The organism is Xanthomonas sp. D-109, from assembly GCF_017746095.1.
Taxonomy (GTDB): domain Bacteria; phylum Pseudomonadota; class Gammaproteobacteria; order Xanthomonadales; family Xanthomonadaceae; genus Xanthomonas_A; species Xanthomonas_A sacchari.
This window is the reverse complement of record NZ_JAGHWV010000011.1, coordinates 260806-287158: the sequence shown is the minus strand read 5'-3', so window position 1 is coordinate 287158 and position 26353 is coordinate 260806. Positions and strand designations below refer to the sequence as shown.

Below are 26353 nucleotides of genomic sequence, written 5' to 3'. Positions count from 1 at the left end.
GGCGCGCGCGTACCACGAGCCGCGGCAATGCCTAAGCACGCGCGCTGCAGAGACATGACAACTGAGACCGGATTCTCTGATGGTATACAACGCACCGTCGGTGTCGGCCGGTGAGACGCGGCCGCCCTAGAATTTCGCCACGGTCGGTGATGCGGAACGAACACCACGAAGCGGTTGTCGGTTTCTCTCCGGATGACCGGGCGACAGGGGGTTGCCCATCATAGAAAAGGAGTTTCACGTATGTCTGGAACAATGTTCGCGAAGAAACGTCTGTCTGCCCTGGTGCGCTTAGGGGCGTTGATAGGACTGGCGCTAAGTAGCGCGGTCCACGCACAGGCGCCTACCAACGATCCGCTTTCGGCGCAGCAATGGAATCTTTCCGCGATTCGCGCACCGCAAGCCTGGGCGCTGGCGCCGGCGAATGGCCAGAAGATTCGCATTGCCACGATCGATTCCGGGTATTCCGGACACTCGGATATTACGTGGGCCCAGGATGGGAGTGGTAAGGATTTTTACGTTGCCGGACCCAGTGATCCTTACGATGGTAAGGAAGCCGGGGAATTTTCTCACGGTACTCATGTCGCCGGCATCATCGCGGCCAAGACGCAGAATGGTCAGGGTATTGCAGCCGTTTGTCCGCAGTGCGAGATCCTGTCCAGAAGTGTCAATTCAGGTCTGACGGACGACGTGCTTGCTGGAGCGATCAAACAGGCTGTTCAATCCGGCGCAAGAGTCATCAATTTGAGCCTGGCCGAAGCGAACAGTGCATGTAGCAACTATCAGTACACCAATCGTGCGATAGCCCAAGCACATGCTGCGGGTGTGTCGATCGTTGCTTCGGCTGGCAACCATAATGCGCCGGGAATAGTCTACGACCAAGCGGCTTCCGCTTCGTGGGTGGATGTGGCCAACGTAAGGCCTGCCTCGTGTCCGGAAGTCATTTCTGTTGGTGCGACCGACCAGATGAATCTGGAGGCTCCTTACACGAACGGTGGCGTGTCCTTGACCTTGATGGCGCCTGGCGGCGGCGCTACCCGCGATGAAGGAGTCTACGGCGCGGGAGTAGGAGACTGCCCGGCAATCATCAACCCGATTTCGCAGGGCAACAGTACAACGACGGTCGGCATACTCTCGGCTTGGGCGGTAAATAACGGTAATGGCTTGACGTCGTGCTATCGCTATCTTTCGGGAACGTCGATGTCGGCGCCGCACGTCAGCGGCGTGATAGGGCTGATGCTGTCGGTGAATCCTTCGCTGACGCCTGACCAGATCAAGAGCATCCTGCAAAGCACCGCCACGCCGATGTCGTGCGCTAACAATCGCTGTGGTGCCGGTTTGCTGAACGCGGAGGCCGCCGTCAACTGGGCCCGTTCGATGGCAGGCAACGGCAAAATTCCTGGTGCTTGCCTCTACAACTTCGGCGGCGATTCGCTTCAGGCGGCTGCATGCAAGCTGGGCACAATGGACGAAGCGCCGGATGGAACTGAATCTGCTACCGCTTACGGTCATCTGTGGAAGTTCAATGCCCAGGGGCAGGCAGCGGCCAGGCCGGTGCCGCTGAGCAGCGTGTCGCGTTATGCGACCGGCAGCGGCCCGTGCACTGTGCAGTTCGTTTCGCGTCAGGACATCTGCAAGTTCGAAACCCGCGCCGAAGTGAACTACCCAGGCGTTGGCTATCTCGAATCCATCACCGCCTACGGTCGCTACTGGAACTTCGATGCCAACGGCCAGCCGTTCGGTCCGCAGGGTGGAGAACTGAAAGACGTGCCGCGGTATGCGGCTGGTCCTTGCCAGGGGAAGAATCCCTGTGTGTTCGACACGCGCTCGCTGGTCGTGTTCCCGGAATGGGGCGGGCTGGTCGAGTCGGTCAACGCGTACGGGCAGTACTGGATGTGGGACGCGAACGGCAATCTGCTCGGCTCCGGTCCGTTGCAGAGCGTTGCGCGCTATCAGCAGATCTGCAACTACGGTCCGGCAGGCGAGGTGTGCAAGTTCGACACGCGTGAACTCAAAAGCAATCGACATGAGGTGATCACCGCCTATGGCCGCTACTTCGAGTTCAATGGCGAGACGCTGATTCAGAGCACGGCGCTGGCGGACATGGCGCGGTTCAACTGATTTCACCGTTGCCGGCGTTCTGCTGCAACGATCGGCGAGAGTGCGGCAAAGGAGCTGCCGTGCTCTCGCTCTTGCCGGTGGCAGTTGGTCTGCCGCCTGCATTCGGTTGGTCAGCGCGTACGGCTGTGGCAATGCCTACCCGCGCGCGATCTGTGATGTGGGATCTCTTCGGAGCAAGCTCAACTGCACCGAACGGAATGCGTGACGGGATAAGCCTACCGCGATCGATGCCGATGACGGCATCGCCAGGCGCAGAATGATGGAGTGATGCGGCCAGTACGCCGCACCACTCACAGCGCGTCCAGAAACGCCCGCACCGCTGGTCCGAACCGCGCGAAATCCACCAGGAAGGCATCGTGGCCCTGCGGCGAATCCAGCCCCAGGAACTGCGCCTGTGCGCCGCCGGCGCGCAGGCCGTCGGCGATCTGTTGCTGCTGCTGCACCGGGAACAGGATGTCGGTGTTGGCGCCGATCGCCAGGGCGCGCTCGATGCGGATCGTGGCGATGCCGGCGAGCACGTCGCCGCCGGCAGGTTCGGCCAGGTCGAACCAGTCCATCGAGCGGCTCAGGTACAGGTAGCAGTTCGGATCGAAGCGGCGCACGAAGCGGCGGGCATGGCCTTCGAGGTAGCTCTCGACCTGGAATTCCAGGCCGAACGGATCGTCGTCGGTCTGGTCCGAATCCAGGCGCACGCGGCCGAAGCGGCCGTCCCATTCCAGCGCCGAGCGATAGGTGATCACGCCGAGCTTGCGCGCCATGCGCATGCCCGACTCGGGATAGGTGGCCTCGTCGTAGTCGCCGCCGTTCCAGTTCGGATCCAGCCGGATCGCCTCGCGCTGCAGCGAGCGGATCGCGATCGAGAACGGCAGCGCCTGCGCACTTCCGGAAATATTGATGTGGCTGCGCGCCAGGCCCGGATGCCGGTGCAGCAGCGCCAGTGCGGTCATGCCGCCCATCGAGTTGCCGATCACGCAGGCCAGTTGCGCGATGCCCAGCGCCCGCACCACTTGCGCGGCGGCGTCGGCACCGTCCTCGATCGACAGCTCCGGGAAGCGCAGGCGATACGGCTGGCCGTCGTCCGGATGCGCCGAGGCCGGGCCGGTCGAGCCCTTGCAACTGCCCAGCGAGTTCACGCAGATCACGAACCAGCGCTGCGTGTCGATCGGCTTGCCCGGGCCGAGCATGCCTTCCCACCAGCCGGGCGTGGGATCGTCGGCATTGGCCGCGGCATGCGCGTCGGGCGAGAGCCCGGTGACGATCAGGATCGCGTTGTCGCGTGCGGCCGACAGCGTGCCCCAGGTTTCGTAAGCGACCCGCGCGCCGTGCAATTGGCCGCCACGCTTCATCGGGAACGGCGAGGGCAGGGCGAGGAAGCGGCTGCCGGGCGGGATGAATTCGGTCATGCGCCGATTCTAGCCGCGCCATCGCGCATCCGGCGTATGCGTGGTGCGAGATGCAGCATGCCGATGGCGATAGCCGCCGCTGGCTGCGCAGACGCGGGTCCGGCTTGTACGAACCGTTTTTGCCGCGCAGGAGCGGCTTCAGCCGCGACGCGCGTTACCTGCAATGCCGTCGCGGCTGAAGCCGCTCCTACGCGATGCTCCCGCCGTTGCGGGAGGCGCCTCTGGCGGCGGTCGACATCCACCGCGTCTGCACGAGGTCGCAGTGATCAGGGCTTGCCGATCACCAGCTCCACCGGCGCGGTCGCCGGCAGGTTCACTGTCACCGGTGCCGATTCCACGTCGCTCTCCTGGCGCATCGCGTTGCCGCTGGTCGACAGCCGCGCGACCACCTGCACCTGCTTGAGTTGCGAGAGCTTCTGCGTCGGCATCGGGCTGTCCGCGTCGCTCAGCGTCAGCCGCAACGGCAGCGCCTGCAGCGGATGCTTCTGCACCGCCACCGGCATCGGCGGGCCGCCCGGCACGCGCGCGATCACGAACACGCTGGCGTCGCCGCGCAGGCGCACGCGGGCGGCGAACGCCGGGTCCAGCGACACGGCCACGGTCAGGCCGGTGCTCGCCGGCGCCTGCGCATCCTGCGCCGTGGAGGAGGTGCCCTCAGCGGGCAGTGCCGGCAGGCTGGCCGCGCTGCGCGCCGCATCGATCTGGGGCCGCAGCGCCGCGGCGGTGGCCGCGTCCACGCGCGGCAACAGCGCTTCCCAGGTGGCCGCGGCGGCGGCGTCCTGGCCGCGCTGGCGCTGGGCGATGCCCAGGAACCAGGCGCCGCGTTCGCTGCCCGGCGCCAATTGCAGGGCGTGCTGCAGCCAGGCCAGCGCCTGGTCGTCGAACTGCCGTTGCGGGTTGGCCATCGCACGCGCCTCGGCGGCTTCGATCAGCAACGGCGCCTGCTCCGGCGCCAGGCGCACCGCACGTGCGAATGCGGCCGCAGCCTCGGCGTGGTGGCCCAGCGACATCTGGCTGCGGCCGAGCAAGGCCCAGCCGTCGGCCCGGTTGGGATCCTTCGCCAGTGCCGCCTGCAATTGCTTCACGCCGTCCTCGAGTGTGCGTGGTGCCTCGCGGTTCTGCGCCTGCAGGGCGCGCGGCGTGCCGACCAGCGCATACAGCGCCGCCGTCGCCACGCCCAGTGCCAGGATCGCCACCGCCAGCACCGCGCCCTTGCGGCCGCGGCTGCGCAGCGGCCACAGCACCACCGCGAACACCAGCGCCGCCAGCGCCACCGCCGCGGCCGACATGCCCCAACTCAGCATCGCCTCACCATTCCTGTTCGTCCTGCAGCGGCAACGCGGTCGCCGCCGGCGCGCGTCGCCGCACCATCCGGATCAGCACCACGGCGCCGCCGGCCAGCAGCAGCAAGGGGCCGAACCACAGCAGCCAGGTGCGCGCTTCCAGTTGCGGCCGGTACAGCACGAACTCGCCGTAGCGATCGACCAGGAACTGCTTGATCTGCGCATCCGACTTGCCCTGGTGCATCAGCTCCAGCACTTCGCGGCGCAGGTCCATGGCGATCTGCGCGTGCGAGTCGGCCAGCGACTGGTTCTGGCATTGCACGCAGCGCAATTCCGCGGTCAGCGCATGGAAGCGCGCCTCCTCGGCGGTGGAGCGGTAGGCCAGCGGGGTGGGATCGGACACCGGTTCGGCGCCGGCCAGCGTGGACCACGCCAGCAGCGCCAGCAGGCCCAGCCCCAGCGCAGGCCGGCGGTGCTGGCTCATGGCGTGGCCTTGCCCTGGGTGCGCGTCGGCGGGGCGTCGCGCTCGGCCTGCTGCAACGCCGGCAGCAGTTCGTCGCGGATGATCGCATCGGTCAGCGGGCCGGCGTGTTTCCAGCGCACCACGCCGCGCGCATCGACCAGAAAGGTTTCCGGCGCCGCGGCCACGCCCCAGTCGATCGCGGTGCGTCCGTCGGGATCGAACAGCACCGCCAGGAACGGATTGCCGAGCTGCTCCAGCCAGCGCAGCGCGTCCTCGCGGGTGTCCTTCCAGTCGTAGCCGATCACCCGCACGCGCTTGCTCAGCGCGAAGCGGGTCAACACCGGGTGTTCCTCACGGCAGGCCGGGCACCAACTGCCCCACACGTTGAGCACGTACGGCGCGCCGAGCAGCTCGCTGCTGCGCACGCGGATCGAGGCATCGTGCAGCAGCGGCAGTGCGAACGCCGGCGCCGGCTTGCCGATCAGCGCCGACGGCAGCGCGTCGCGATCGGCGCTGCCGGAGCGTTGCACCGCATACACCATCAACGCCAGCAGGCCGAGGAAGAACAGCGCGCCCAGGACGATGGCGGGCAGCGGCAGGCGACGTGGAGCGGGAGCGGACATCAGGGGGTCTCCGGAGAACGACGGAAGCGCCGGTCGGCGGCGGTGACGAAACCGCCCAGCGCCATCAGCGCCGCGCCAAGCCAGATCCAGCGCACGAAGGGTTTGACGTGCACGCGCATCGCCCAGGCGTTGCCGCCCAGCGGCTCGCCGAGGGCGACGTACACATCGCCGAACAGGCCGGGGTGGATGCCGGCCTCGGTCATGTTCTGGCCGCCGCTGGCGTACAGGCGCTTTTCCGTGTGCAGCAGCGCCAGCGGGCGATCGTCGCGCAGCACCTGCACGTGCGCGCGCTCGGCCACGTAGTTGGGGCCCTTGCGCTGGTCCAGGCCCTGCAGTTCGAAGCGGTAGCGGCCCAGGTCCAGGTGCTGCCCCGGCGCCAGCGCCACTTCGCGCTGCTGCTCCAGCGCCTCGACCAGCAGCGCGCCGGCCAGGAACACCGCGATGCCGGTGTGGGCCAGGGTCATGCCCAGCATCTCGGCGGTGAAGCGGCTGCCCTTGAGCTGGCGCCGGCTCCACACGAAGCGCGCGGTGCCCAGCAGCACCCAGGTCGCGGCGGCGACGCCGGCGGCGGTCTTCCACGCACCCTGCGGCGCCAGGAAGAAGCCGATCGCCCCGGCCAGCAGCGCCAGGCCCGCCCACGGCGCCAGCAGCGCCAGCGGCCGCGACGCCTGTTCGCGCTGCCAGCGGGTCAGCGGGCCGAACGGCAGCAGCGCCACCAGCGGCGCCATCAGCACGATGAACAAGGTGCCGAAGTAGGGCGGCCCCACCGACAGCTTGCCCAGGTCCAGCGCATCGGCCAGCAGCGGATACAGCGTGCCCAGCAGCACCATGGCGCAGGCGCAGGTCAGCAGCAGGTTGTTGGCCAGCAGCAGGGTCTCGCGCGAGGCCGGGGCGAAGCGTTGCCGCGCCTCGTCGGCTGCCGCCGCCACGCGGCCGCCGCGCAGCGCATACAGCAGCAGCGCGCCGCCGCACAGCAGGCTCAGGAACACCAGGATGAACAGGCCACGGGCGGGATCGGCGGCGAAGGAATGCACGCTGGTCAGCACGCCCGAGCGCACCAGGAAGGTGCCGAGCAGCGACAGCGAGAATGCGGCGATCGCCAGCAGCAGGGTCCAGGCGCCGAAGCTGCCGCGTTTCTCGGTGACCGCCTGCGAATGCAGCAGCGCCGCGCCGGCCAGCCACGGCATGAAGCTGGCGTTCTCCACCGGGTCCCAGAACCACCAGCCGCCCCAGCCCAGTTCGTAGTACGCCCACCAACTGCCGAGGGCGATGCCGATGGTCAAAAAGCCCCAGGCCACGTTGGTCCACGGCCGCGTCCAGCGCAACCAGCGCGCATCCACCTGGCCGTCCAGCAGCGCGGCGATGGCGAAGGCGAACGGCACCGCGAAGCCGACATAGCCGGCGTACAGCAGTGGCGGATGGATCACCAGGCCAGGATCCTGCAGCAGCGGATTGAGATCGCGCCCTTCCAGCGGCGCCGGCAGCAGCCGCGCGAACGGGTTGGAGGTGAACAGCAAAAACGCCAGGAAGCCGATGCTGACCAGCGCCAGGGTGCCGATCACCCGCGCGACGACGTGCGCCGGCAGGCGCCGCGAGTACAGCGCCACCGCGCCGGTCCACAGCGCCAGGATCAGCGTCCACAGCAGCAGCGAGCCCTCGTGCGCGCCCCACACCGCGGAGTAGCGGTACACCAGCGGCAGCAGCGAGTTGGAGTTCTCGGCGACGTAGGCCACCGAGAAATCCTGGGTCACGAAGGCGTGGGTAAGGATCGCGAAGGCGCCGGCGACCAGCGCCAGTTGCGCGAACGCAGCCGGCCGCGCCACGCCCATCCAGCGCGCATCGCCGCGTTGCGCGCCGGCCAGCGGCAGCGCCGCCTGCAACACCGCGGTGAGCAGGGCGAGGATCAGCAGGAGCTGACCGACCTCAGGCAGCATGGCGCTTGCGGAACGCGCGAGTGGGTAGGGCGGGACGCGCAACGGATGGCGGGATGCACATGGCGCAAGGCTGCCCCCCCGGGTTCCGTCGCCGCTGCTTGGTGATGCCAACGATCGGGCCAGCGCTGTTGCTTCGACGATTCCCCATTCCCCGATCCCGATTCCCGCCCCTCACTGCATCGCCCCCACATCGTGCTTGCGATGCGCGCTGCCCATCTTGTCCGCCAGTTCCTTCGGCATGTAGGTCTCGTCGTGCTTGGCCAGCACGTCCTCGGCGACGAACACGCCGTCGTGCATGCTGCCGGTGGCCACCACCGCCTGGCCCTCGCGGAACAGGTCGGGCAGGATCCGGTCGTAGCGCACGGTCAGTTGCGCATCGCCGTCGGTGACCCGGAAGTGCGACTGCAGCGCACCGGGTGCACGCTGGAACGAGCCTTTCTCGACCATGCCGCCAAGGCGGAAGCGCGCGTGCGCGCCGGTTTTGCCGGCCAGCACCTCGGCCGGGGTGTACAGGTAGGCGGCATTGCGCTGCAGGGCCATCGCCACCAGGGTGGTGGTCAGGCCGGCGGCCAGCACCAGCAGCATCAGCCACAGCAGGCGGCGCTTGCGCTGCGGGTTCATCGGCTCAGCTCCAGCGGCGGCGCCGGCTCGGCCTTGGCCTGGCGCTTGCGTTGTGCGCGCAGCCGCGCCGCGCGCAAGGCATTGCGCACCTGCAAGCGCGCCAGCACGAAATCGGCCAGCAGCACCCCGGCGAACACCGCATAGGCCCCGACCACATACGGCAGGTAGTTCATCCGCGCGCCTCCGCCAGTTGCGTCACCCAGTCCTTGCCGGCCTCGCGGCGCAGGTTGTCGGCGCGCGCGCGCGCCAGCAGCGAGCCGGCGAACCAGAACTTGGTCGCGGCCACCATCAGCCACAGCGGCGGCAGCATGCTCGGATCCATGCTGGACTGGCCGAACAGGCGGATGGTCTGGCCCTGGTGCAGCGAGTTCCACCACACCACCGAATAGCGGATCACCGGCAGCAGCACCACGCCGACGATGGCCAGCAGCCCGGCTGCGCGCGCGGCGGTGCGTCGGTCCTCGATGGCCAGGTACAGGCCCATCACGCCGATGTACAGGAACAGCAGGATCAGTTCGGTGGTCAGGCGCGGGTCCCAGTCCCACCAGGCGCCCCACATCGGCTTGCCCCAGATGCTGCCGGTCAGCAGGGTGATCAGGGTGAAGGCGGCGCCGATCGGCGCGCAGGCCATAGCCAGGATCTCGCACAGCTTGATCCGCCACACCTGGGCGATGGCGGCGTACACGGCCATCAGGCCGAACACGAACAGGCTCATCCAGGCGCTGGGCACATGGATGTAGAGGATGCGGAAGGCGTCGCTCTGCAGGCGATCGGCCGGGACCACGAACAGTGCCTGCCAGATGCCCACGCCGGCCAGCAGCAGCGCCGCCAGGTAGCACCACGGAGTCCAGCGCGCCGCGAAGCGATCGAAGGTCGGCGGCGAACCGAGTTGGTGGAACCAGCGGACGAGAGAGGCCATGCGGACGATTCTAGCTGGCGGAAGGCGGGCTTCGATGCGACAACATTCGATGCGACAACGGCGGAACGGCGAGGGAGCACTGCGCTTGCATGGTACGTCCGCCGCCGCGCCCGCGCTGCGCCAATGGCTCAGCTCAGCGAGATGCGGATCGCCGCGGCCGCCGCCAATGGCGCCAGCACCAGCCCCGCCACCAGGCCCGCGGCCAGCAACAGCAGGCCGCCGGCCGGGTCCAGGCCCTGCGCCGCCGCCGCCACGCTGCCGGCGCCGAACACCAGCACCGGCACGTACAGCGGCAAGGCCAGCAGCGCGACCAGGATGCCGGCGCGCTTCATGCCCACCGTCAGCGCCGCGACCACCGCGCCGAGCAGGCTCAGCAGCGGGGTCCCCAGCGCCAACGATGCCAGCAGCACCGGCATGCGGTCATGCGGCAGGTGCAGCAATTCGCCGAGCAGCGGCGCGGCCACGATCAGTGGCAAGGCGGTGGTGACCCAGTGCAGCAGCACCCGCACCAGCACCAGCCAGGCCAGCGGCACCGGTGCCAGCAGCCATTGCTCCAGCGAACCGTCCTCGGCATCGCTGCGGAACAGGCTGTCCAGCGCCAGCAGCCCGGCCAGCAGCACCGCCAGCCACAGCGCGGCACCGGCCACCTCGCCGAGCAGGCGCGGCTGGTTGCCCAGCGCCAGCGCGAACAGGGCCACGATCAGCAGGGCGAACAGCGCCGGCTGCAGCGCGTCGCCGCGGCGCCGCCACAGCAGGCGCAGGTCGCGCAGCAGCAGCGCCCGGGTGGCCTGCCACAGCGAGGGAACGGGCGTGGCCAGGCTCATGCGGCGACTCCGCTCAGGGTCAGCATGCGCGTGCGCACGGGTGGGGCGGCGTAGGCGCCATGGGTGGTGACCAGGGCCGCGCCGCCGCTGCGCAGGTGCGCGGCGATCATCCGGTTGACCAGGGTGATGCCGTCCAGGTCGAGGTTGGCGTAGGGCTCGTCGAGCAGCCACAGCGGCGCCGGCGACAGCCACATCCGCGCCAGTGCCAGGCGCTTCTTCTGCCCGGCCGACAACTGCCGCACCAGGGTGTCCTCGTAGCCGGCCAGGCCGACGATGGCCAGGGCGCTGCCGGGCATCTGCTTGGCCCGGCGCCCCTGCAACCCGCACAGGTAGTGCAGGTTCTCCAGTGTGCTCAGGTCGGCCTTCAGCGCGCCAAGGTGGCCCAGGTAGGCCATGAAGCGGGCGCGGTCGCCGCGCCGCACCGGGTGGCCGTCGATCTCGATGCGCCCGGCCTCGGCGCGCAGCAGGCCGACCAGCACCCGCAGCAGGGTGGTCTTGCCGGCGCCGTTGTCGCCCTGCACCAGCAGCGCCTCGCCGGCATCCAGGTGGAAGTCCAGCGGACCGAACACCGCGGCGTCGTCGCGGGCGAACGTGAGCCCGTGCGCGGCCAGCAGCGGCGGCGGGGTGTACAGCGGATCGGTCATCGGCGAAGGCCGCGGCGATGGCGCGGCGGCGGGCGGCAAGGGAAGGCGCGCATTGTATCGGCATGCGGGCGTCCGGCGGATGCCGGCGGCGGCCAGGTGCGGCGATGTGCGCGCACTGCGGCGAGGGCGGCGGGCCGATGCCGCATCGCCGGCAAGCGGCTTTGCGTACACTCGGCGTTTTCCCGCTGCCCGCAGATCCCCCGCATGCATCCGCAGACCAAGCTGCCCAAGGTGGGCACCACCATCTTCACCGTGATGTCGCAACTGGCCGCCGAGCACGGCGCAGTCAACCTGGGCCAGGGCTTTCCCGACTTCCCGGTGCCGCCGCGGCTGATCGAGGCGCTGGACCGCGCCATGCGCGACGGCCACAACCAGTACCCGCCGATGACCGGCGTGCCGGCGTTGCGCCAGGCGATCGCCGAGAAGGCGCTGCGCTGCTACGGCGCCCAGGTCGATGCCGACACCGAGGTCACCGTCACCAGCGGCGCCACCGAGGCCCTGTTCAACGCCATCCACGCCGTGGTGCGCCCGGGCGAGGAGGTGATCGTGCTGGATCCGGCCTACGACAGCTACGAGCCGGCGATCGACCTGGCCGGCGCACGCGCGGTGCACGTGCCGCTGGACCCGCAGACGTTCGCGGTGGACTGGGAGCGCGTGCGCGCGGCGATCACCCCGCGCACCCGGCTGCTGATGCTCAACAGCCCGCACAACCCGTCCGGGGCGATGTTCGGTGCCGACGATCTGCAGGCGGTGACCGAGCTGCTGCGCGGCAGCGACATCTTCCTGATCTCCGACGAGGTCTACGAGCACATCGTGTTCGACGGCCGCCGCCACGAGTCGGTGCTGCGCTGGCCGGAACTGCGCGCGCGCGCCTTCGTCGTCTCCAGCTTCGGCAAGACCTACCACTGCACCGGCTGGAAGATCGGCTACGCGATCGCACCACCGGCGCTCAGCGCCGAGTTCCGCAAGGTCCACCAGTACAACACCTTCGCCAGCTTCGGCCCGGCCCAGCACGCCTTCGCCGCGATGATCCGCGAGGAGCCGGAGCACGACGAGCAACTCGGCGCGTTCTACCAGGCCAAGCGCGACCGCTTCCGCGAACAGTTGCTGGGCACGCGGCTGAAGCCGCTGCCGGTGCCGGGCGGCTACTTCCAGCTCGTGGACTATTCGGCGGTCAGCGACCTGCCCGACACCGAGTTCGTGAAGTGGCTGACCATCGAGAAGGGCGTGGCGGCCATTCCGCTGTCGCCGTTCTACCAGGACCCGCCGCCCGCCCAGCGCCTTGCGCGGCTGTGCTTCGCCAAGAACGAGGCGACGCTGGATGCGGCGATCGAGCGCTTGCGCGCGCTTTAGCGCGCGTAAGCGCCGGGAATGGGGATTCGGGAATTGGGAATGGTGAAAACTCGCCGATGCGCTTAGCCTTTACCCATTCCCTATTCCCCTTTCCCGATTCCCTGCTATGAACGATCTGAGGATTTCGTTGGTCCAGGGCGATACCCGCTGGCACGATCCGGCCGGCAACCGCACGCATTACGCCGAACTGCTGGCGCCGCTGGCCGGTGTCACCGACCTGGTGATCCTGCCGGAAACCTTCACCAGCGGCTTCTCCAACGATGCGCTGGCGCAGGCCGAGGACATGGACGGGCCGACCGTGGCGTGGATCCGCGCGCAGGCGGCGCGGCTGGGCGCGGCGGTGACCGGCAGCGTGCAGTTGCGCGTGCCCGACGCCGATGGCGAGGCCAAGGTGTTCAATCGCCTGCTGTGGGCCACGCCGGACGGCGCGTTGCAGCATTACGACAAGCGGCATCTGTTCCGCTACGGCAACGAACACCTGCGCTACGCCGCCGGGCACGAACGCCTGTGCGTGGAGTGGAAGGGCTGGCGGATCAATCCGCAGGTCTGCTACGACCTGCGCTTTCCGGTGTTCTGCCGCAACCGCTACGACGTCGAGCGCCCGGGCCAGCTGGATTTCGACCTGCAGCTGTTCGTCGCCAACTGGCCGTCGGCGCGCGCCTACGCCTGGCGCACGCTGCTGCGCGCCCGCGCGATCGAGAACCTGTGCTTCGTGGCCGCGGTCAACCGTGTCGGCGTGGACGGCAACGACCTGCACTATGCCGGCGACAGTGCGGTGATCGATTTCCTCGGCCAGCCGCAACTGGAGATCCGCGAGCGCGAGCAGGTCGCCACCACCACCATCTCCGCCGCGGCGCTGGCCGCGCATCGCGCGCGCTTCCCGGCCATGCTCGATGCGGACGCCTTCAGCCTGGACGACTAGCCTGCGGTTGCAGTGACGCCGGAAACCTCATCGTGCTATTTCCGAGGACGCCCGTCGTAGGAGCGGCTTCAGCCGCGACGGGCGTTCCCGTCAACCCCTGTCGCGGCCGATTTCGAAAAGCCGGCAATAGCACGTCTCGTAGCATTTTTGCGGCAAGTTCGGCGGGTTCACTGTGGGAGGGACTTCAGTCCCGACGCATTGAGCCATCAGAAAGTGCTTCGCACGTCGCCGCTGCATGAGCGTTGACGCCCAAAAAGCACAGAGGCAATCAGGCCAAGCCGCCGCAAACGAGTCTGGAGATGCTTGGCGCCGGCCTCGCCTCCTGCCTGCGCTCCGGCCAGGCCGGGGCCGGCCGTACCCGCCGCGAGTGGAAATGCCTGCTGAACGCACCCGCGGCGCCCTGGCAGCCTTGTCGCGGCCACCACACCCCCATTGCTACGCTCGCGCCTCGTCCTCCCACCGGTAATGCCCACATGATCAAGTCGCTTTCTCTGCTCGCACTGCTGGGCGCGGCCGCCCTGGCGCCGCAGGCCCAGGCCGCTGGCAACATCGATTGCAAGCTGTCCTTCAACCTGTCCGGCTGGTCGGTGTTCTACAAGACCGCCAAGGGCACCGGCACCATCACCTGCAACGACGGCGCGGTGATCCCGGTCAAGATCAGCAGCAAGGGCGGTGGCCTGACGGTCGGCAAGTCGAAGATCGTCGGCGGCCGCGGCACCTTCAGCGGCGCCTACAGCCTCAACGACCTGTTCGGCACCTATGCCGCCGCCGAAGCCCATGCGGGCGTGGTGAAGTCCAGTACCGCGCAGGTCGTCACCAAGGGCGATATCTCGCTGGCCCTGGCCGGCACCGGCGAGGGCGTCGATCTCGGCATCAACGTGGGCAACTTCGTGATCGAACGCCGCAGGTAAGGCATCTCGTTCTGCCTGCTGCTGCGGCGCAGGCAGGACGGACACCACGCGAAGAAAGCAGCGAATCCAGGCGCATCGCGCCTGGATTCTTTTTTTGGGTCAACGGGTCTCGCAGCCGCGCGCGAATGCCCGCCGTGGGGCGGACGTGCGACGCAACCGGGCAAAGCGCGCCCTCGACGAGGACGCGCTGCGTGCGCTGCGCTTACTGCTGCGCGAACACCCAGGCCAACTGGCCGCGCACCGGTTCCGGCGTCGCCAGTGCCTGGCGATACAGGGTACGTGCGGTCCAGCAGGCGTCCTCGTCGCTGGCCTTGGTGATCTGCGGCAACACCCGCATCAGACGTTGCTGCTGGTCGGCAGGCAGTGATTTGACCAGGGTGCTCATCGCCGCCTGGATCTGCTCCGGCGCCACCGTTTGCGGCGGAGTCTTGTTCAACTCCGCGTCGGTGGCCTTCAGGGAGGCGTCGAACCAGCGGTCGATCTGCGCCTGCGGCAGCTTTTCCAGGCCGGACAGCATGGCCGCGCTCAACGCCTGCGCATCGTTGGGATTGCCGCCGCGGGCCAGCACCGCGCACTGCGGTACGTCGACCTTGTCGCTGACCTGCGACAGGATCTCCAGGCGCTGTTCCAGCGTGGCGCGGTCCAGCCGCGCGATGCCGTTCTGCGCCAGTTGGAACCCGGCCTGCTGCGCCTGCGGGCCGCTCTGCTTGAGCAGCGCCACGTAGCGCGGATCGTTGGCCAGCTTGCGCAGCATGCGGTCGAACGGCGCGTGCAGCGGCGAGCTGGCCGGGTAGGGGTTCTGCGCCGCGGCGATCTCTTCCTGGGCCTTCTGCTGCGCCTTCTGGCAGGCGGCGAGGCCCAGCACGCCGGCGATCAGCAGCGGCAGGGCGATCTTCATCTTCCGTGTCATCGGGATTCCTGGTCGGTGAGGGGCGGCCACCCGCGGCGGCCGCCAGATGCGCCAGGATATCGGCTTCGCATCAGGCGTGCATGCGAGCGCCTGATGTCGGATCCGGCGCAGCAGCGGCCGGTGCTTCCGGCAAGAGACGCTGGCGGCCGCTGCGTTTGCCTGCGGTCGTAGACGACGCGCCCGATTTCGCGTCCGATCCGTCGGATATAGTCGAATCGGATGGTGAATGCGGTGGTGGCGGGTTCAATGCCTGCGAGGCGCTGCAGCGTATCCGCGCTGGCGCCTGCGGATGCTCAACGCCGTCTGGGTGAACTGCACCGCTGCCTTCGCGGCCAGCCGCGGTTTCGAGTGCCTTGACACGACCTGAGAGGAATTGCCATGTCCGAGCGTCTCTCCTTCGGTTGCGCATGCTGCAGTCCGCACATGCTGCCGGTCTACCAGCACGATCACGATACGTGGCAGGACGTGCTTGAGACCGTCGCCGAGCGGTACGGTGGGCGAGTGCCGATGCAGTCGGTCATCTTTCATGGCGGTCAGATCCATCCGGATCCAGAGCGCCCCGAGTTGCGGGTGGATGCGATCGGTATCGCCGGCGGAAAGGTCATCGCCATCGGTTCGCTCGCCCACGTGCGTCGGGAGATGCGGCCATATGCTCCGGTCAAGCCACACGATCTGATCGAACGGAAGCTCAAGGACGACGAAACGCTGCTGCCCGGCCTGATCGATCCGCATGCGCATCTGATCACCAGCGCGTTGATGACCACCTGGGCGGATCTGTCGCCTTTCACTGGGCAGAACTTGAATGCCAAGTACACCCGGGGCGAAATCCGCAAGCGGCTGCAGCAGGCCGTCGAAAAAGCGGAAGCGGATCCGGCGCAGCAGGGGTGGGTCAAGGGATTCGGCGTGGACCCGTCGTTGATGGTGCATTGGAAAGATATCGATGTGCATTTCCTCGACCACATCAGCACCAAGGTCAAGATCTTCCTGCTCAATGCCTCCGGGCATATCAGCTATGCGAACACGCCCGCCCTGCAAGCGGCGGGTCTGGACCCGAAGTCCACGCAAGGCGTCCTGACCGAGCAGCAATCCCAGGCCGTGCTGCAGAAGATGCCCCAGGTCAAACCTGGGGACATTCTGGAGGGCCTGATGAAGGTGTTCCACCAAGCGAACGCATGCGGCATCACCACAGTGTTCGATGCGAGTATCGGCTTGATCGCCGGTTCCGCTGAAATTCCGATGATGAAGGCGCTGGCGGCGACCCCGGCGATGACTGTCAGGGTGGGGGGCGCGCTGTACGGCAACAGCAACGATCTGATGACATGGGTCAATTGCTTCAAGCCGGAGTTGTCGAGCGCTGCCGATAGCCTGTTCACGCTGCGCGCGATCAAGCTTATCGCCGACGGTTCCAACCAGGGATTGACCGGCTTCCAGAGCGTGCCTTACGACTGTTGCGATCGGCATTCTGTGCCGGGCGTGGGCGCCTACGGCCTGTTCAACTTCGATCCTGTGCGCAAGCTGGCGGACGTGATGGCAGTGGCCACAGCCGCGGGTTGGCCGATCCTGACGCATGCCAACGGCGACGAAGCCATCGCCAACGTGTTGGCCGCTTACCAATTGGCGCTCAGTACGGTGCCGCCTCCGCCGCCGCCCAAGCGGCCATTCCCGACGCCGCCTGCATGGGCCGAGCAGCGCCACCGGATCGAGCACGCATCGCTGCTTCACGACGAGGCGATCGGGCTGATGCGGCGGATGGCGATTTCGCCGAGCTTCCTGATCGGACACGTCGGCTATTGGGGCAAGGCGTTCAAGGAGACCATCCTCGGTTCAAAGCGCGCGATGTTGCTGGATCGCACCGCATCGGCCTTGCGGGCCGGATTGCGGATCAGCCTGCACAGCGATCACTTCGTGACGCCATTCGGTCCACTGCGCTGCATGGAACAGGCGATCGGACGGGTCATGGAGGCGATGGACACCGGCGACTCCAGGACCTCGAAAAGCGCGGTGCTGCATCGGGAAGAGCGTCTGGATGCGAGTCAGGCATTGCGAGCGGTGACGATCGACGCAGCCTGGCAATGCCATCTGGATCACCAGATCGGCTCGTTGCTCCCGCACAAGCAGGCGGACTTGGTGATCCTCGAGAAAAATCCGTTGCGGTGGAAGGCCGCTCACGCTGCAGGTATGCGCGATATCGCCGTCCACGAGACCTGGGTGAATGGTCGCAAGGTGTTTCCGCTGCTGCGTTGAGCCATGTGCGCCTGACAGTGATCGGCGCGGGAGGCGGGTGGAAGCGCAGTGGCGTCTCGATATTGACGACAGACTGTGGCCGCGCAGCGGTGGCAGCTATGCGCTTGTCTGGAAGGCGCGTGGGCTGGATTGCCAGCGACGTCTCCGCTGGCGGGTCATCCCGCCACGCGCGTTGGTGCCGCGTGGCGGGTGCAGTGCTTCTGCTTCAGGTGGGAGCGATCCAACGGTGGGCGGCGCCGGCGCGCAGACCATCGCGTGGAGACCGCAGTGCGAGAATCCTGATCATGGCGCCCAGACCCTGGTGCATGCAAGGACACGCCCCGGCATGATGCCGGCCGGGACTCAGCCGCCGCGCGGACCTCGGTTGCCGCCGCCACCGGGACGGCCACCGCCACCCGGGCGGCCGCCGGCCGGGCGATTGCCGCCGCCGGGACGTCCGCCCGGACCCGGGCCGCGCTTCTGGCCGCCGGCCTGGCGCGCGGCGCGCGGCGCGGCGCCGTAGGGGTTGAAGCCCGGGGTGGCGTGATCGGACGGGAAGCTCGGCGCGTTGCCCGGATGCCCGTAGGGATGCGCCTTGCGCTGCTGGCCCTGGCCCTGGGCGCGGCCCTGACCGGCGCCCGCACCGGCGCCGGCACCGGCCGGACGCGGCTTGGCGTAGGGACGTCCCTGGCCCTGGCCCTGACCCTGGCCACGACCGCCGGGACCGGCGTTGCGATGGCCGGTCGGGCCGGTGCTGACGCCATCGGGCACGTACCAGGTGCGGAACGCCGCCGGGTTGCCGTCCGGCAGCGGCTTGGGGCCCTTCGGCGTGCGCTGCTTGAACGGCTTCTGCGATTGCTTGGCGGCCATTTCGCCGCTCACGGTCAGGCCGCCATGCGGCTTCTTGCCGCCGCGGCCGCGGCCGCGGTCCTCGCGGAAGGTGTCGAAGCGGCGCAACTCGCGGCCTTCGTCGGCGGTGTTGTGGCCGTTGACGTAGGCGTTGCCGCCGCGGCCGACCTGCACCGTGGCCTTGGCCGCCTTGCGCTGGCCGATCACCGGCTGCAGGGTCAGCGCCGACGGGGTGCCTTCCTCCAGCTTCAGCTCGACGCGCAGCGCCTCGACCTTGTCCTGCGCCAGCTCGACCGAATGCCCGCGCAGCAGTTCGCGCGGCAGCGCGATCTTGCCGTAGCGGGTGCGCTTGAGCCGGCTGACCTGGCAGCCCTGCGATTCCCACAGGCGCCGCACTTCGCGGTTGCGGCCTTCCTTGACCACCACCCGGAACCAGTCGTGCGAGTCGGTGCCGCCGATGCGTTCGATCTCGTCGAACTTGGCGCCGCCGTCCTCCAGCAGCACGCCGCGCGAGAGCCGCTCGATCATGCTGTCGGGCACGGTCTCTTCGCCTTCCGGGGCGCGCACGCGCACCACGTACTCGCGCTCGATCTCGTAGGAGGGATGCATCATCGCGTTGGCCAGCTCGCCGTCGGTGGTGAGCAGCAGCAGGCCGGTGGTGTTGATGTCCAGCCGGCCGATCGCGATCCAGCGCGCGCCCTTCAGCGCCGGCAGCGCCTCGAAGATGGTCGGGCGGCCTTCGGGATCTTCGCGCGTGGTCACTTCGCCTTCGGGCTTGTTGTAGATCAGCACGCGCGAGGGCTCGGTCAGCGCGCTGGCGACGAAGCTGCGGCCGTCCAGCTCGATCTTGTCGCCGCTGCGGATCGACATGCCGGTCTGCGCGACCTCGCCGTTGACCTTGACCAGGCCGTCGGCGATGCGCTGTTCCAGCGCCCGGCGCGAGCCCAGCCCGGCCTGGGCCAGGACCTTGTGCAGGCGTTCTTCCAGTTTCGGCTGCTCGGCGGCAGCGGCGTCGCGCTTGAGCGAGAGCTTGTTCAACGACAGCTTGCGGGAGGTGTCACTCATTTACTTGGCTCCGGCCGGCGCGTTGCGCGTCGGCCTGTGGTTCGGAATCGGCATCGTCAACAGCCACGGTCGTCGTCGCGACGGCGTTGTCTTCGGCTTCGTTCGCATCCGCCGCGCGCTCTCCCGGCGCGGCTTCGGGTTCGCCCGTCGGGGCGGTCGTGGAATCCGTGGCCGTCGGCGCGTGGGCGTCGTCGGTCGCGGGGGTGTGCGGTGTTGCGGTGTCGCTGGTGTCGGTGTCGGTGTCGGTGTCCGTGGCGTCTGCAGCCTCGGCCGCGTCCGCCTGCGCCGTCGCGGCAGGCTCGGCGGCATCGCCGGCGGCCGCGGCCTGCGCCGTGGTGTCGCCCTGGTTGCCCTGGTCGGCGGCATCGCCCGGGGCGGCGTCGGCCTGGGCCATGTCGCCGACCGGCAGCGCGTCGCGGTCCAGCGGCAGCTGCGGTTCCAGTTCGCCGATGTCCTTGAGTTCGGACAGCGGCGGCAGTTCGTCCAGGCGCTTGAGCCCGAAATAGTCCAGGAAGGTCTTGGTGGTGCCGAACAGCGCCGGCTTGCCCGGCACGTCGCGGTGCCCGACCACGCGGATCCACTCGCGCTCTTCCAGCGCCTGGATGATGTTGCTGCTGACCGCCACGCCGCGCACCTGCTCGATCTCGCCGCGGGTGATCGGCTGCCGGTAGGCGATCAGCGCCAGGGTCTCCAACGTGGCGCGGGTGTAGCGGGTCTTGCGCTCGGTCCACAGCCGCGCCACCCAGGCGTGCACGTCGCTGCGCACCTGGTAGCGGAATCCGGAGGCCACTTCGACCAGTTCCACACCGCGGCCCTCGCAGGCCTCGCGCAGCAGTTCCAGCGCGCGCTCGATGCTGCCCGGCGGCGCGGGTTCCTCCTCCGGGAACAGGCCGTGCAACTGCGCCAGCGGCAACGGCTGGTTGGCGGCGAGCAGGGCGGCCTCGACGATGCGGTTGATCAGCGCTTGATCCATGCGGGGGCGGGTTCTCGGTGGACTCAGGTGGTGGCGTCGGCGGCGTCGCTGTCGTCGAACTCGCTGTTGAACTGCAGCGGCGCGTTGGTGTTGCCCAGCGCCAGCGACTTGACGTAGATCGGTGGCATCGGCGGCCGCTCGGTGGCCTCGGCGGGGACGTGCGCCAGCGGCTCCTGGACGATGTCCAGCAACTGCTCCTTGGCCAGTTCCAGCAGCGCCAGGAAGGTGACCAGCACGCCGAGCTTGCCTTCCTCGGCACTGAACAGCGATTCGAAACGGTGGAACTTGCCGTCGTCCAGACGGCCCAGCACGTCGCCCATGCGCTGGCGCACGCTCAGGGCCTCGCGCTTGATCGCGTGGCCGCTGAACAGTTCGGCGCGCTTGAGCACGTCGTACAGCGCCAGCAGCATTTCCTTGAGCTCCACCGGCGGCGGCAGCTTGACCGCAGCACGGTCCGGCACGTGGGCGTGCACCGGGGTGGTGTCGCGATCCTGCCGCGGCAGCGCGTCGATGTCCTCGGCCGCCTGCTTGAAGCGTTCGTACTCCTGCAAGCGGCGGACCAGTTCGGCGCGTGGGTCCACTTCCTCGCCGTCCTCGGCCGGCGGCCGCGGCAGCAGCATCCGCGACTTGATCTCGGCCAGGATCGCGGCCATCACCAGGTACTCGGCCGCCAGTTCGAAGCGCAGCTCCTGCATCACGTTGATGTAGTCCACGTACTGCCGGGTGATCTCGGCGACGGGGATGTCCAGGATGTCCAGGTTCTGGCGGCGGATCAGGTACAGCAGCAAGTCCAGCGGGCCTTCGAACGCGTCCAGGATCACTTCCAGCGCATCCGGCGGAATGTACAGATCCTGCGGGATCTGCAGCACCGGCTGCCCATGCACGACCGCCAGCGGCATTTCCTGCTGCTGTGGCGGGGGTGTCTGGGTTGGCGGGTTCGCGTCGAGCGCGAGTTCGGAAGTCATCGGTTGGACATCGGTGTTGCGGTGGCGAAGGGCCGGGCAGGCGCGACCCGGCGCGGCTCCTTGCCGACAATGCTGCGGTTCAAGGGCGCGTCGTCCCCGCAACGCGCTCGGTACTTCAACAAGACACACGACGCACGCCACGCGTGTCGCGGCGGCGGGACCTACGGAGGAGGACGTCTGCGCGGGCGGTGTCAGGCAGCGAATCGGTCGTCGGAAGGGGCTTGGGGTCGCCGATCACCGACGGGCCGCTGCATCCGGCCGCGTGCAATGGAACCAAGGGTAATGCGCCGGCGGGGTCGGTGTCCAGCGTCGCCGTGCCGGGCCAGGTCCTACAATGCCATGTCCATAGAGAAGGAACGAGGGCGGAGACGCGATGTGGTACGTGATCGAGGGGTACGACGTGGCCGATGCGCTGCCGCGGCGGGCGGCGGCGCGGCCGGCGCATCTGCAGCGGCTGACGCAGTTGCAGGAGGCCGGACGGCTGTTGCTGGCCGGGCCGTGTCCGGCGATCGACGCCGAGGATCCGGGCCCGGCCGGCTTCAGCGGCAGCCTGGTGGTGGCCGCGTTCGACTCGCTGGCCGAGGCGCGGGCCTGGGCCGAGGCCGACCCGTATGTCGACGTCGGCGTCTATGCGCGGGTCGAGGTGCGGCCGTTCCGCAAGGTGCTGCCATGAGCCCGGTGGGCGCCGAGCGGGTGGCGCGGATCCGCGCCGCGCTGGAGGCGGCGTTCGCGCCGCAGGCGCTGGAGGTGGAGGACGACAGCCACCGTCATGCCGGCCACGCCGGCGCGCGCGATGGCCGCGGACATTTCAATGTCCGCGTGGTCAGTGCGGCCTTTGCCGGGATGGGGCCATTGGCCAGACACCGCGCCGTCTACGCGGCGCTGGGCGAGATGATGCAGACCGATATCCATGCGCTGTCGATCCGCGCCGAGGTGCCGGGCACGGGCGGCTGACGCGCGCGGCGGGTGGGGTGCCGCTGGCCCGAAAACGGGGTGGGCACCCCGTGCAGAACCGGAATCTGCACCTGGATTATGTTGCACTGCGGTACGATTCCGGCCGCTTTCGCATTATCCAAGTGTCTGAAAAGCAATGATTTTATTGGGGAAATAACAAAAGGCTTCTGCCTTGCGCTGAAAACGATTACAGTCCGCGCCAGTTTCTCAAGGTCTCTGCCGCGGAGGGCGGCACGATGGCGAAGAGCGCGGTCACCATCAAAGATGTCGCACGCGAGGCCCGGGTCTCCGTGGCCACCGTGTCGCGTGCGCTCAACGGCCACGAGAACGTGGCCGCGCCGGTCCGGACCCTGGTCCTGGAAGTGGCCGAGCGCCTGCGCTACAGCCCGCATGCGGCCGCGCGCAGCCTCAGCAGCCGCCGCACCCAGACCCTGGGGGTGGTGCTGCCCGACCTGTACGGCGAATTCTTCTCCGAACTGATCCGCGGCATCGACGGCGCGGCGCGCGCGCGCCGCCAGCACCTGCTGGTGTCCAGCTACCACGGCGACCCGGAAGAGCAGGGGCGGGCGCTGCGGGCGATGCGCGGCCGCGTCGACGGCCTTCTGGTGCTGTCGCCGTACGCCGAGCGCCCGGGCTTCCTCACCGACAACCTGCCGCAGGCGCTGCCGACGGTGTTGATCAACACCCACCTGCCGGGCACCGAGTACCCGGTGCTGAGCATCGACGACCATGCCGGCGCGGTGGCGATGACCGAACACCTGCTGGCGATGGGGCATCGCCGCATCGCCTTCATCGGCGGCCCGGAACTGAACTTCGACGCGCGCGAACGCCTGCGCGGCTTCCGCGACGCCATCGCGCGTCATCCTGGCGAGGCGCACGGCCAGGAGTTTCCGGGCGACTTCGACGAAGCCTCCGGGTACCGCGCGGGGCAGGCGATGCTGCAGGCCGGCACGCTGCCCGATGCGGTGTTCGCCGCCAACGACATGACCGCGCTCGGCTGCCTCTACGCCTTCACCCAGAGCGGCGTGCGCGTGCCCAACGACATCGCGCTGGCCGGCTTCGACGACATCCCGCTGGCGCGTTTCGTTCACCCGTCTCTCACCACCATGCGCGTCAGCATCGCCGGGCTTGGTGAGCAGGCAATGCATCGTCTGCTGCAACTGATCGATCGGCCCGACGCCGACGACCGGCAGCGGCAGACCCTGGTTCCTACGTTGGTCGTGCGCGATTCCAGCACGGCCCGTTCCTGATGCGACGCGGTGTTCCGCGCCGCATCGCTTGTTCCACTTCGTTCCATCGAAGCACCACGCACCACCCATAACGAGCACCACGTCTTCCTGGAGGGAAAACCCCACATGCAACACACCCCGCACTCCGCCCGGCCCACGCGCAAGCTGTTGAGCTGCGCCCTCGCCAGTTGCCTGCTGCTGGGCGCCGCGCCGGCCTTCGCGCAAAGCACCGGCGCCACCATCCGCGGCCAGGTCAAGGTCGATTCGGCGCCGGCCGCGTCCGCGCAGGTCACCGCCACCAACCTGGCCACCGGTCTGAGCCGCAGCGTGCAGGCCAACAACGGCGTGTACTCGGTCGGCGGCCTGCCGCCGGGCTCCTATCGCATCGACGTCACCGCCGACGGCAAGACCACCTCGCAGAACGTCACCGTGCAGGTCGGCCAGACCGCCACCCTGGATCTGGGCGTGGGCGGCGAAGCGGCCACCGCCAACGGGCAGGGCGCGACCACGCTCGACGCGGTGCAGGTGCAGGCGCCGCCGGTGCTGGTGGAAACCCGCACCTCGGAGAACGCCACCTATATTTCCAACGTGCAGATCGAGAAGCTGCCGCAGGCCACGCGCAACTTCCTGGAGCTGGCCGACAGCGTGCCGAGCGTGCAGTTCCAGCGCGACGCCAAGGGCAACACCACGGTGCGCTCCGGCGCGACCTCGGCCAACGGCACCAACGTCTACATCGACGGCATCAGCCAGAAGAACTACGTGCTGACCGGCGGCGTCAGCGGCCAGGATTCCAGCCGCGGCAACCCGTTCCCGCAGTCGGCGATCGGCGAGTACAAGGTCATCACCTCCAACTACAAGGCCGAGTTCGACCAGGTCAGCAGCGCGGCGATCGTGGCCTCGACCAAGTCCGGCACCAACGATTTCCATGGCAGTTTCTTCTGGGATACGACCAACGACGACTGGCGCGCCGAAAGCCCGCTGGAGCGCAAGGCCGGCCAGCGCGACGACTTCTCCGAGACCCAGTACGGCGCCACCTTCAGCGGCCCGATCCTCAAGGACCGCGCGCATTTCTTCGTGGCCTACGAGGCCAAGGAATACACCACGCCGAACACGGTGATCCCGGGCGGCATCTACGCCGACCGCGTCGACCAGTTGCCGGCGCAGCTGCAGCCGCTGGTCGCCACCTACAGCACCCCGTTCAAGGAAGACCTGTACTTCGGCAAGATCGACTGGACCCTGGGCGACAACAACCTGTTCGAACTGACCGGCAAGTACCGCAAGGAAGACGAGCTGTCGGACATCGGTGAAACCACCACCTACCAGCACGGCAGTAGCAACGGGCAGAAGGAAAAGCGCGCCAACCTGCGCTGGCAGTACAGCGGCGAGGCCTTCCTCAACGACCTGAACCTGAGCTACGAGAGCGCGTTCTGGACCCAGACCCCGCTCAACGACGGCAACGGCTACGTGCTGTCCTACGTGCCGCAGGCCGGCAACGAGACCACCATCCTCAGCGCCGGCGCCGGCAGCAGCTTCCAGAACAAGGGCCAGAAGGGCTGGACCCTGCAGGACGACCTGACCCTCAACAGCCTCGAGTGGCACGGCAGCCACACCATCAAGATGGGTGTGAAGTACAAGGACATCCAGCTCGATTCGACCCAGATCAATCCGGCCAATCCGCAGTACTACTACAACATCCTCAGCGATGTCGACACGCCGTACCGGGTGCGCTTCGGCGACACCGGCGACGGCGGTTCGGTGCAGTCGCAGAACAAGCAGTACGGCATCTACCTGCAGGACGACTGGGAGGTCAACGAGCACCTGACCCTGAACCTGGGCGTGCGCTACGACTACGAGAAGACCCCGTCGTTCCTCGACTTCGTCACCCCGGCCGACGTCGCCAGCGCGCTGCTGAACTGGCGCAACCTGGACAACGCCAACTACGACATCGCCAACTACATCAGCACCGGCAACAACCGCAAGGCGTTCAAGGACGCCTGGCAGCCGCGCCTGGGCTTCTCCTACGACCTGTTCGGCGACCAGGCGCACGTGATCTACGGCGGTGCCGGCCGCGCCTACGATCGCAACCTGTTCGACTACCTGGCGCTGGAGCAGCTCAACAACAACTTCCGCTCCTACAGCTACTACTTCAGCAGCGCCAACACGCCGTGCCTCGGCCAGCCGTGCGTGGCCTGGGACCCGAGCTATGCGACCCAGGCCGGCCTGAACGGGCTGGCCGCCTCCACCACCGCCGGCACCGGCGGCGGCCGCGAGGTTTACCTGATCGACAACGACATCAAGGTGCCGTACTCCGATCAGTTCAGCCTGGGCATGCGCAACATGCTGCATTTCTGGGGCAACGACTGGTACACCGACGTGACCCTGAGCCGCATCGTCAGCGAGGACGGCTTCGTGTTCCTGCGCGGCAATCGCCGTGCCGACGGTTCGTTCTTCCTGCCCGGCACCACCTCCGGCGTGCCCACCGACTCGCCCAACGGCTACAGTGCGATCGTGCTCGGCACCAACGGCCTGAAGACGCGCAACAACCAGCTGGCGCTGAAGCTGGACAAGCCCTACGACAAGGAATCGGGCTGGGGCCTGACCGTGGCCTACACCTTCTCCGACGCGAAGGAGAACCGTCAGTACGGCGAGCATTACGCGCTGGACCAGCCGTCGATGGCCGGCTACGGCTGGCGTGAGGCCGGCGGCATTCCGAAGAACCGCCTGGTGGTCACCGGCATCTACGACCTGCCGTACGACATCACCCTGTCGGCCAAGCTGTCGCTGGCCAGCCAGACCCCGCGCTACGGCACCAACTGCCTGGCGGGCAACGACCAGTGCTATATCATCCAGTACAAGCCGGACGCCACGCTGGGCTACAAGGAATTCAGCCTGGCAGCGAACAAGGAATGGGACACCGGGTCGGGCATCAAGTTCAATGTGCGCGCCGATGTCATCAACCTGTTCAACTGGACCAACTACGCGGACTACAACACCGATACCGGCACCTATGCCGACCTGAATACGGCGTTTGGCTCGCCGAGCGGCGTGCTTGCCTCGCCGATGCGGACGTTCAAGCTGTCGTTCGGCTTGAACTGGTAAGTAAGGTCGCCGCGGCTCCCCTCCGACGGGGGCCGCGGCGATGCGGAAGTGGGTTATTTTTTGTGGGC

Annotated in this window: 23 protein-coding genes; 9 read left to right on the top strand and 14 right to left on the bottom strand. The window is 68.2% G+C overall.

From position 1 onward, the window contains the following. Nucleotides 1-240 precede the first annotated feature (240 nt). A complete protein-coding gene (locus J7357_RS12790; RefSeq protein ID WP_209246899.1) occupies nt 241-2118 on the top strand; it encodes a S8 family serine peptidase in 1878 nt (625 codons plus the stop codon). Nucleotides 2119-2408: 290 nt separating this feature from the next. Here J7357_RS12790 and J7357_RS12785 read toward each other — a convergent pair whose 3' ends face one another. The 10 genes from J7357_RS12785 to ccmA all read right to left on the bottom strand — a co-directional run bounded on the left by J7357_RS12785 (nt 2409) and on the right by ccmA (nt 10832). Continuing rightward, complete coding sequence (locus J7357_RS12785) at nt 2409-3521, bottom strand: homoserine O-acetyltransferase (RefSeq protein WP_209246897.1); 1113 nt, start codon at nt 3519-3521, stop codon at nt 2409-2411. Nucleotides 3522-3787: 266 nt separating this feature from the next. Then, nucleotides 3788-4825 carry a tetratricopeptide repeat protein gene (locus tag J7357_RS12780; RefSeq protein ID WP_209246895.1) on the bottom strand — a complete coding sequence of 346 codons (1038 nt, stop codon included), beginning with the start codon at nt 4823-4825 and terminating at the stop codon, nt 3788-3790. 4 nt (nt 4826-4829) lie between these two features. Further along, nucleotides 4830-5288, bottom strand: coding sequence for a cytochrome c-type biogenesis protein (locus tag J7357_RS12775; protein WP_244667472.1), 459 nt, complete (start codon nt 5286-5288; stop codon nt 4830-4832). Next, the gene (locus J7357_RS12770; protein ID WP_209247026.1) at nt 5285-5893 is read right to left on the bottom strand and encodes a DsbE family thiol:disulfide interchange protein; all 609 of its coding nucleotides are present in this window, start codon (nt 5891-5893) and stop codon (nt 5285-5287) included. Before J7357_RS12770 ends, J7357_RS12775 begins: the two co-directional genes overlap by 4 nt. Continuing rightward, the gene (locus J7357_RS12765; RefSeq protein ID WP_209246893.1) at nt 5890-7824 is read right to left on the bottom strand and encodes a heme lyase CcmF/NrfE family subunit; all 1935 of its coding nucleotides are present in this window, start codon (nt 7822-7824) and stop codon (nt 5890-5892) included. The genes J7357_RS12770 and J7357_RS12765 overlap by 4 nt, the downstream gene beginning before the upstream one ends. Before the next feature lie 171 nt (nt 7825-7995). Further along, on the bottom strand, nt 7996-8445 hold the full coding sequence (gene ccmE / locus J7357_RS12760; protein WP_209246891.1) for a cytochrome c maturation protein CcmE: 450 nt from the start codon (nt 8443-8445) through the stop codon (nt 7996-7998). Beyond that, complete coding sequence (locus tag J7357_RS12755; protein WP_010343776.1) at nt 8442-8618, bottom strand: heme exporter protein CcmD; 177 nt, start codon at nt 8616-8618, stop codon at nt 8442-8444. The genes ccmE and J7357_RS12755 overlap by 4 nt, the downstream gene beginning before the upstream one ends. Next, nucleotides 8615-9364, bottom strand: a complete 750-nt coding sequence (gene ccmC / locus J7357_RS12750; protein ID WP_010343777.1) for a heme ABC transporter permease CcmC — start codon at nt 9362-9364, stop codon at nt 8615-8617. Before ccmC ends, J7357_RS12755 begins: the two co-directional genes overlap by 4 nt. 128 nt (nt 9365-9492) lie before the next feature. Then, nucleotides 9493-10188, bottom strand: a complete 696-nt coding sequence (gene ccmB / locus J7357_RS12745) for a heme exporter protein CcmB (protein WP_017907306.1) — start codon at nt 10186-10188, stop codon at nt 9493-9495. After that, nucleotides 10185-10832 carry a heme ABC exporter ATP-binding protein CcmA gene (ccmA, locus tag J7357_RS12740; protein WP_010343781.1) on the bottom strand — a complete coding sequence of 216 codons (648 nt, stop codon included), beginning with the start codon at nt 10830-10832 and terminating at the stop codon, nt 10185-10187. Before ccmA ends, ccmB begins: the two co-directional genes overlap by 4 nt. Before the next feature lie 204 nt (nt 10833-11036). Between ccmA and J7357_RS12735 the strand changes: the two genes are divergently transcribed. The 3 genes from J7357_RS12735 (at nt 11037) to J7357_RS12725 (ending at nt 14018) form a co-directional block, all read left to right on the top strand. Then, the gene (locus J7357_RS12735) at nt 11037-12185 is read left to right on the top strand and encodes a pyridoxal phosphate-dependent aminotransferase (protein ID WP_209246889.1); all 1149 of its coding nucleotides are present in this window, start codon (nt 11037-11039) and stop codon (nt 12183-12185) included. Between the two features lie 106 nt (nt 12186-12291). Then, nucleotides 12292-13107, top strand: a complete 816-nt coding sequence (locus tag J7357_RS12730; RefSeq protein WP_209246887.1) for an amidohydrolase — start codon at nt 12292-12294, stop codon at nt 13105-13107. Between the two features lie 473 nt (nt 13108-13580). Next, nucleotides 13581-14018 carry a hypothetical protein gene (locus J7357_RS12725; RefSeq protein WP_209246885.1) on the top strand — a complete coding sequence of 146 codons (438 nt, stop codon included), beginning with the start codon at nt 13581-13583 and terminating at the stop codon, nt 14016-14018. Between the two features lie 202 nt (nt 14019-14220). Here J7357_RS12725 and J7357_RS12720 read toward each other — a convergent pair whose 3' ends face one another. Then, a complete protein-coding gene (locus tag J7357_RS12720; protein ID WP_209247024.1) occupies nt 14221-14916 on the bottom strand; it encodes a hypothetical protein in 696 nt (231 codons plus the stop codon). A gap of 390 nt (nt 14917-15306) precedes the next feature. On the opposite strand from J7357_RS12720, the gene J7357_RS12715 reads away from it, so the two are divergent. Next, entirely contained in the window at nt 15307-17172 is a 1866-nt protein-coding gene (locus tag J7357_RS12715) for an amidohydrolase (protein WP_209246883.1), read from the top strand. Between the two features lie 342 nt (nt 17173-17514). Here J7357_RS12715 and J7357_RS12710 read toward each other — a convergent pair whose 3' ends face one another. Genes J7357_RS12710 through J7357_RS12700 form a run of 3 tightly spaced genes read right to left on the bottom strand, consistent with a single transcriptional unit; the run spans nt 17515 to nt 21003 of the window. After that, nucleotides 17515-19065: a pseudouridine synthase gene (locus J7357_RS12710; RefSeq protein ID WP_209246881.1), complete on the bottom strand. Its 1551-nt coding sequence runs from the start codon at nt 19063-19065 to the stop codon at nt 17515-17517. After that, nucleotides 19058-20038 (bottom strand): SMC-Scp complex subunit ScpB, encoded by a 981-nt coding sequence (gene scpB, locus J7357_RS12705; protein ID WP_209246879.1) that lies wholly within the window; start codon nt 20036-20038, stop codon nt 19058-19060. The genes J7357_RS12710 and scpB overlap by 8 nt, the downstream gene beginning before the upstream one ends. Nucleotides 20039-20061: 23 nt before the next feature. Further along, nucleotides 20062-21003 carry a ScpA family protein gene (locus tag J7357_RS12700; protein WP_209246877.1) on the bottom strand — a complete coding sequence of 314 codons (942 nt, stop codon included), beginning with the start codon at nt 21001-21003 and terminating at the stop codon, nt 20062-20064. Nucleotides 21004-21376: 373 nt separating this feature from the next. Here J7357_RS12700 and J7357_RS12695 point away from each other — a divergent pair, with 373 nt between their 5' ends. The 4 genes from J7357_RS12695 (at nt 21377) to J7357_RS12680 (ending at nt 26285) form a co-directional block, all read left to right on the top strand. Then, on the top strand, nt 21377-21676 hold the full coding sequence (locus J7357_RS12695) for a YciI family protein (protein WP_209246874.1): 300 nt from the start codon (nt 21377-21379) through the stop codon (nt 21674-21676). Continuing rightward, complete coding sequence (locus J7357_RS12690) at nt 21673-21957, top strand: BolA family protein (protein WP_209246872.1); 285 nt, start codon at nt 21673-21675, stop codon at nt 21955-21957. The genes J7357_RS12695 and J7357_RS12690 overlap by 4 nt, the downstream gene beginning before the upstream one ends. Before the next feature lie 236 nt (nt 21958-22193). Continuing rightward, entirely contained in the window at nt 22194-23207 is a 1014-nt protein-coding gene (locus tag J7357_RS12685) for a LacI family DNA-binding transcriptional regulator (protein ID WP_209032568.1), read from the top strand. Between the two features lie 105 nt (nt 23208-23312). Beyond that, the gene (locus J7357_RS12680; RefSeq protein ID WP_209230091.1) at nt 23313-26285 is read left to right on the top strand and encodes a TonB-dependent receptor; all 2973 of its coding nucleotides are present in this window, start codon (nt 23313-23315) and stop codon (nt 26283-26285) included. The last annotated feature ends 68 nt before the right edge of the window (nt 26286-26353 follow it).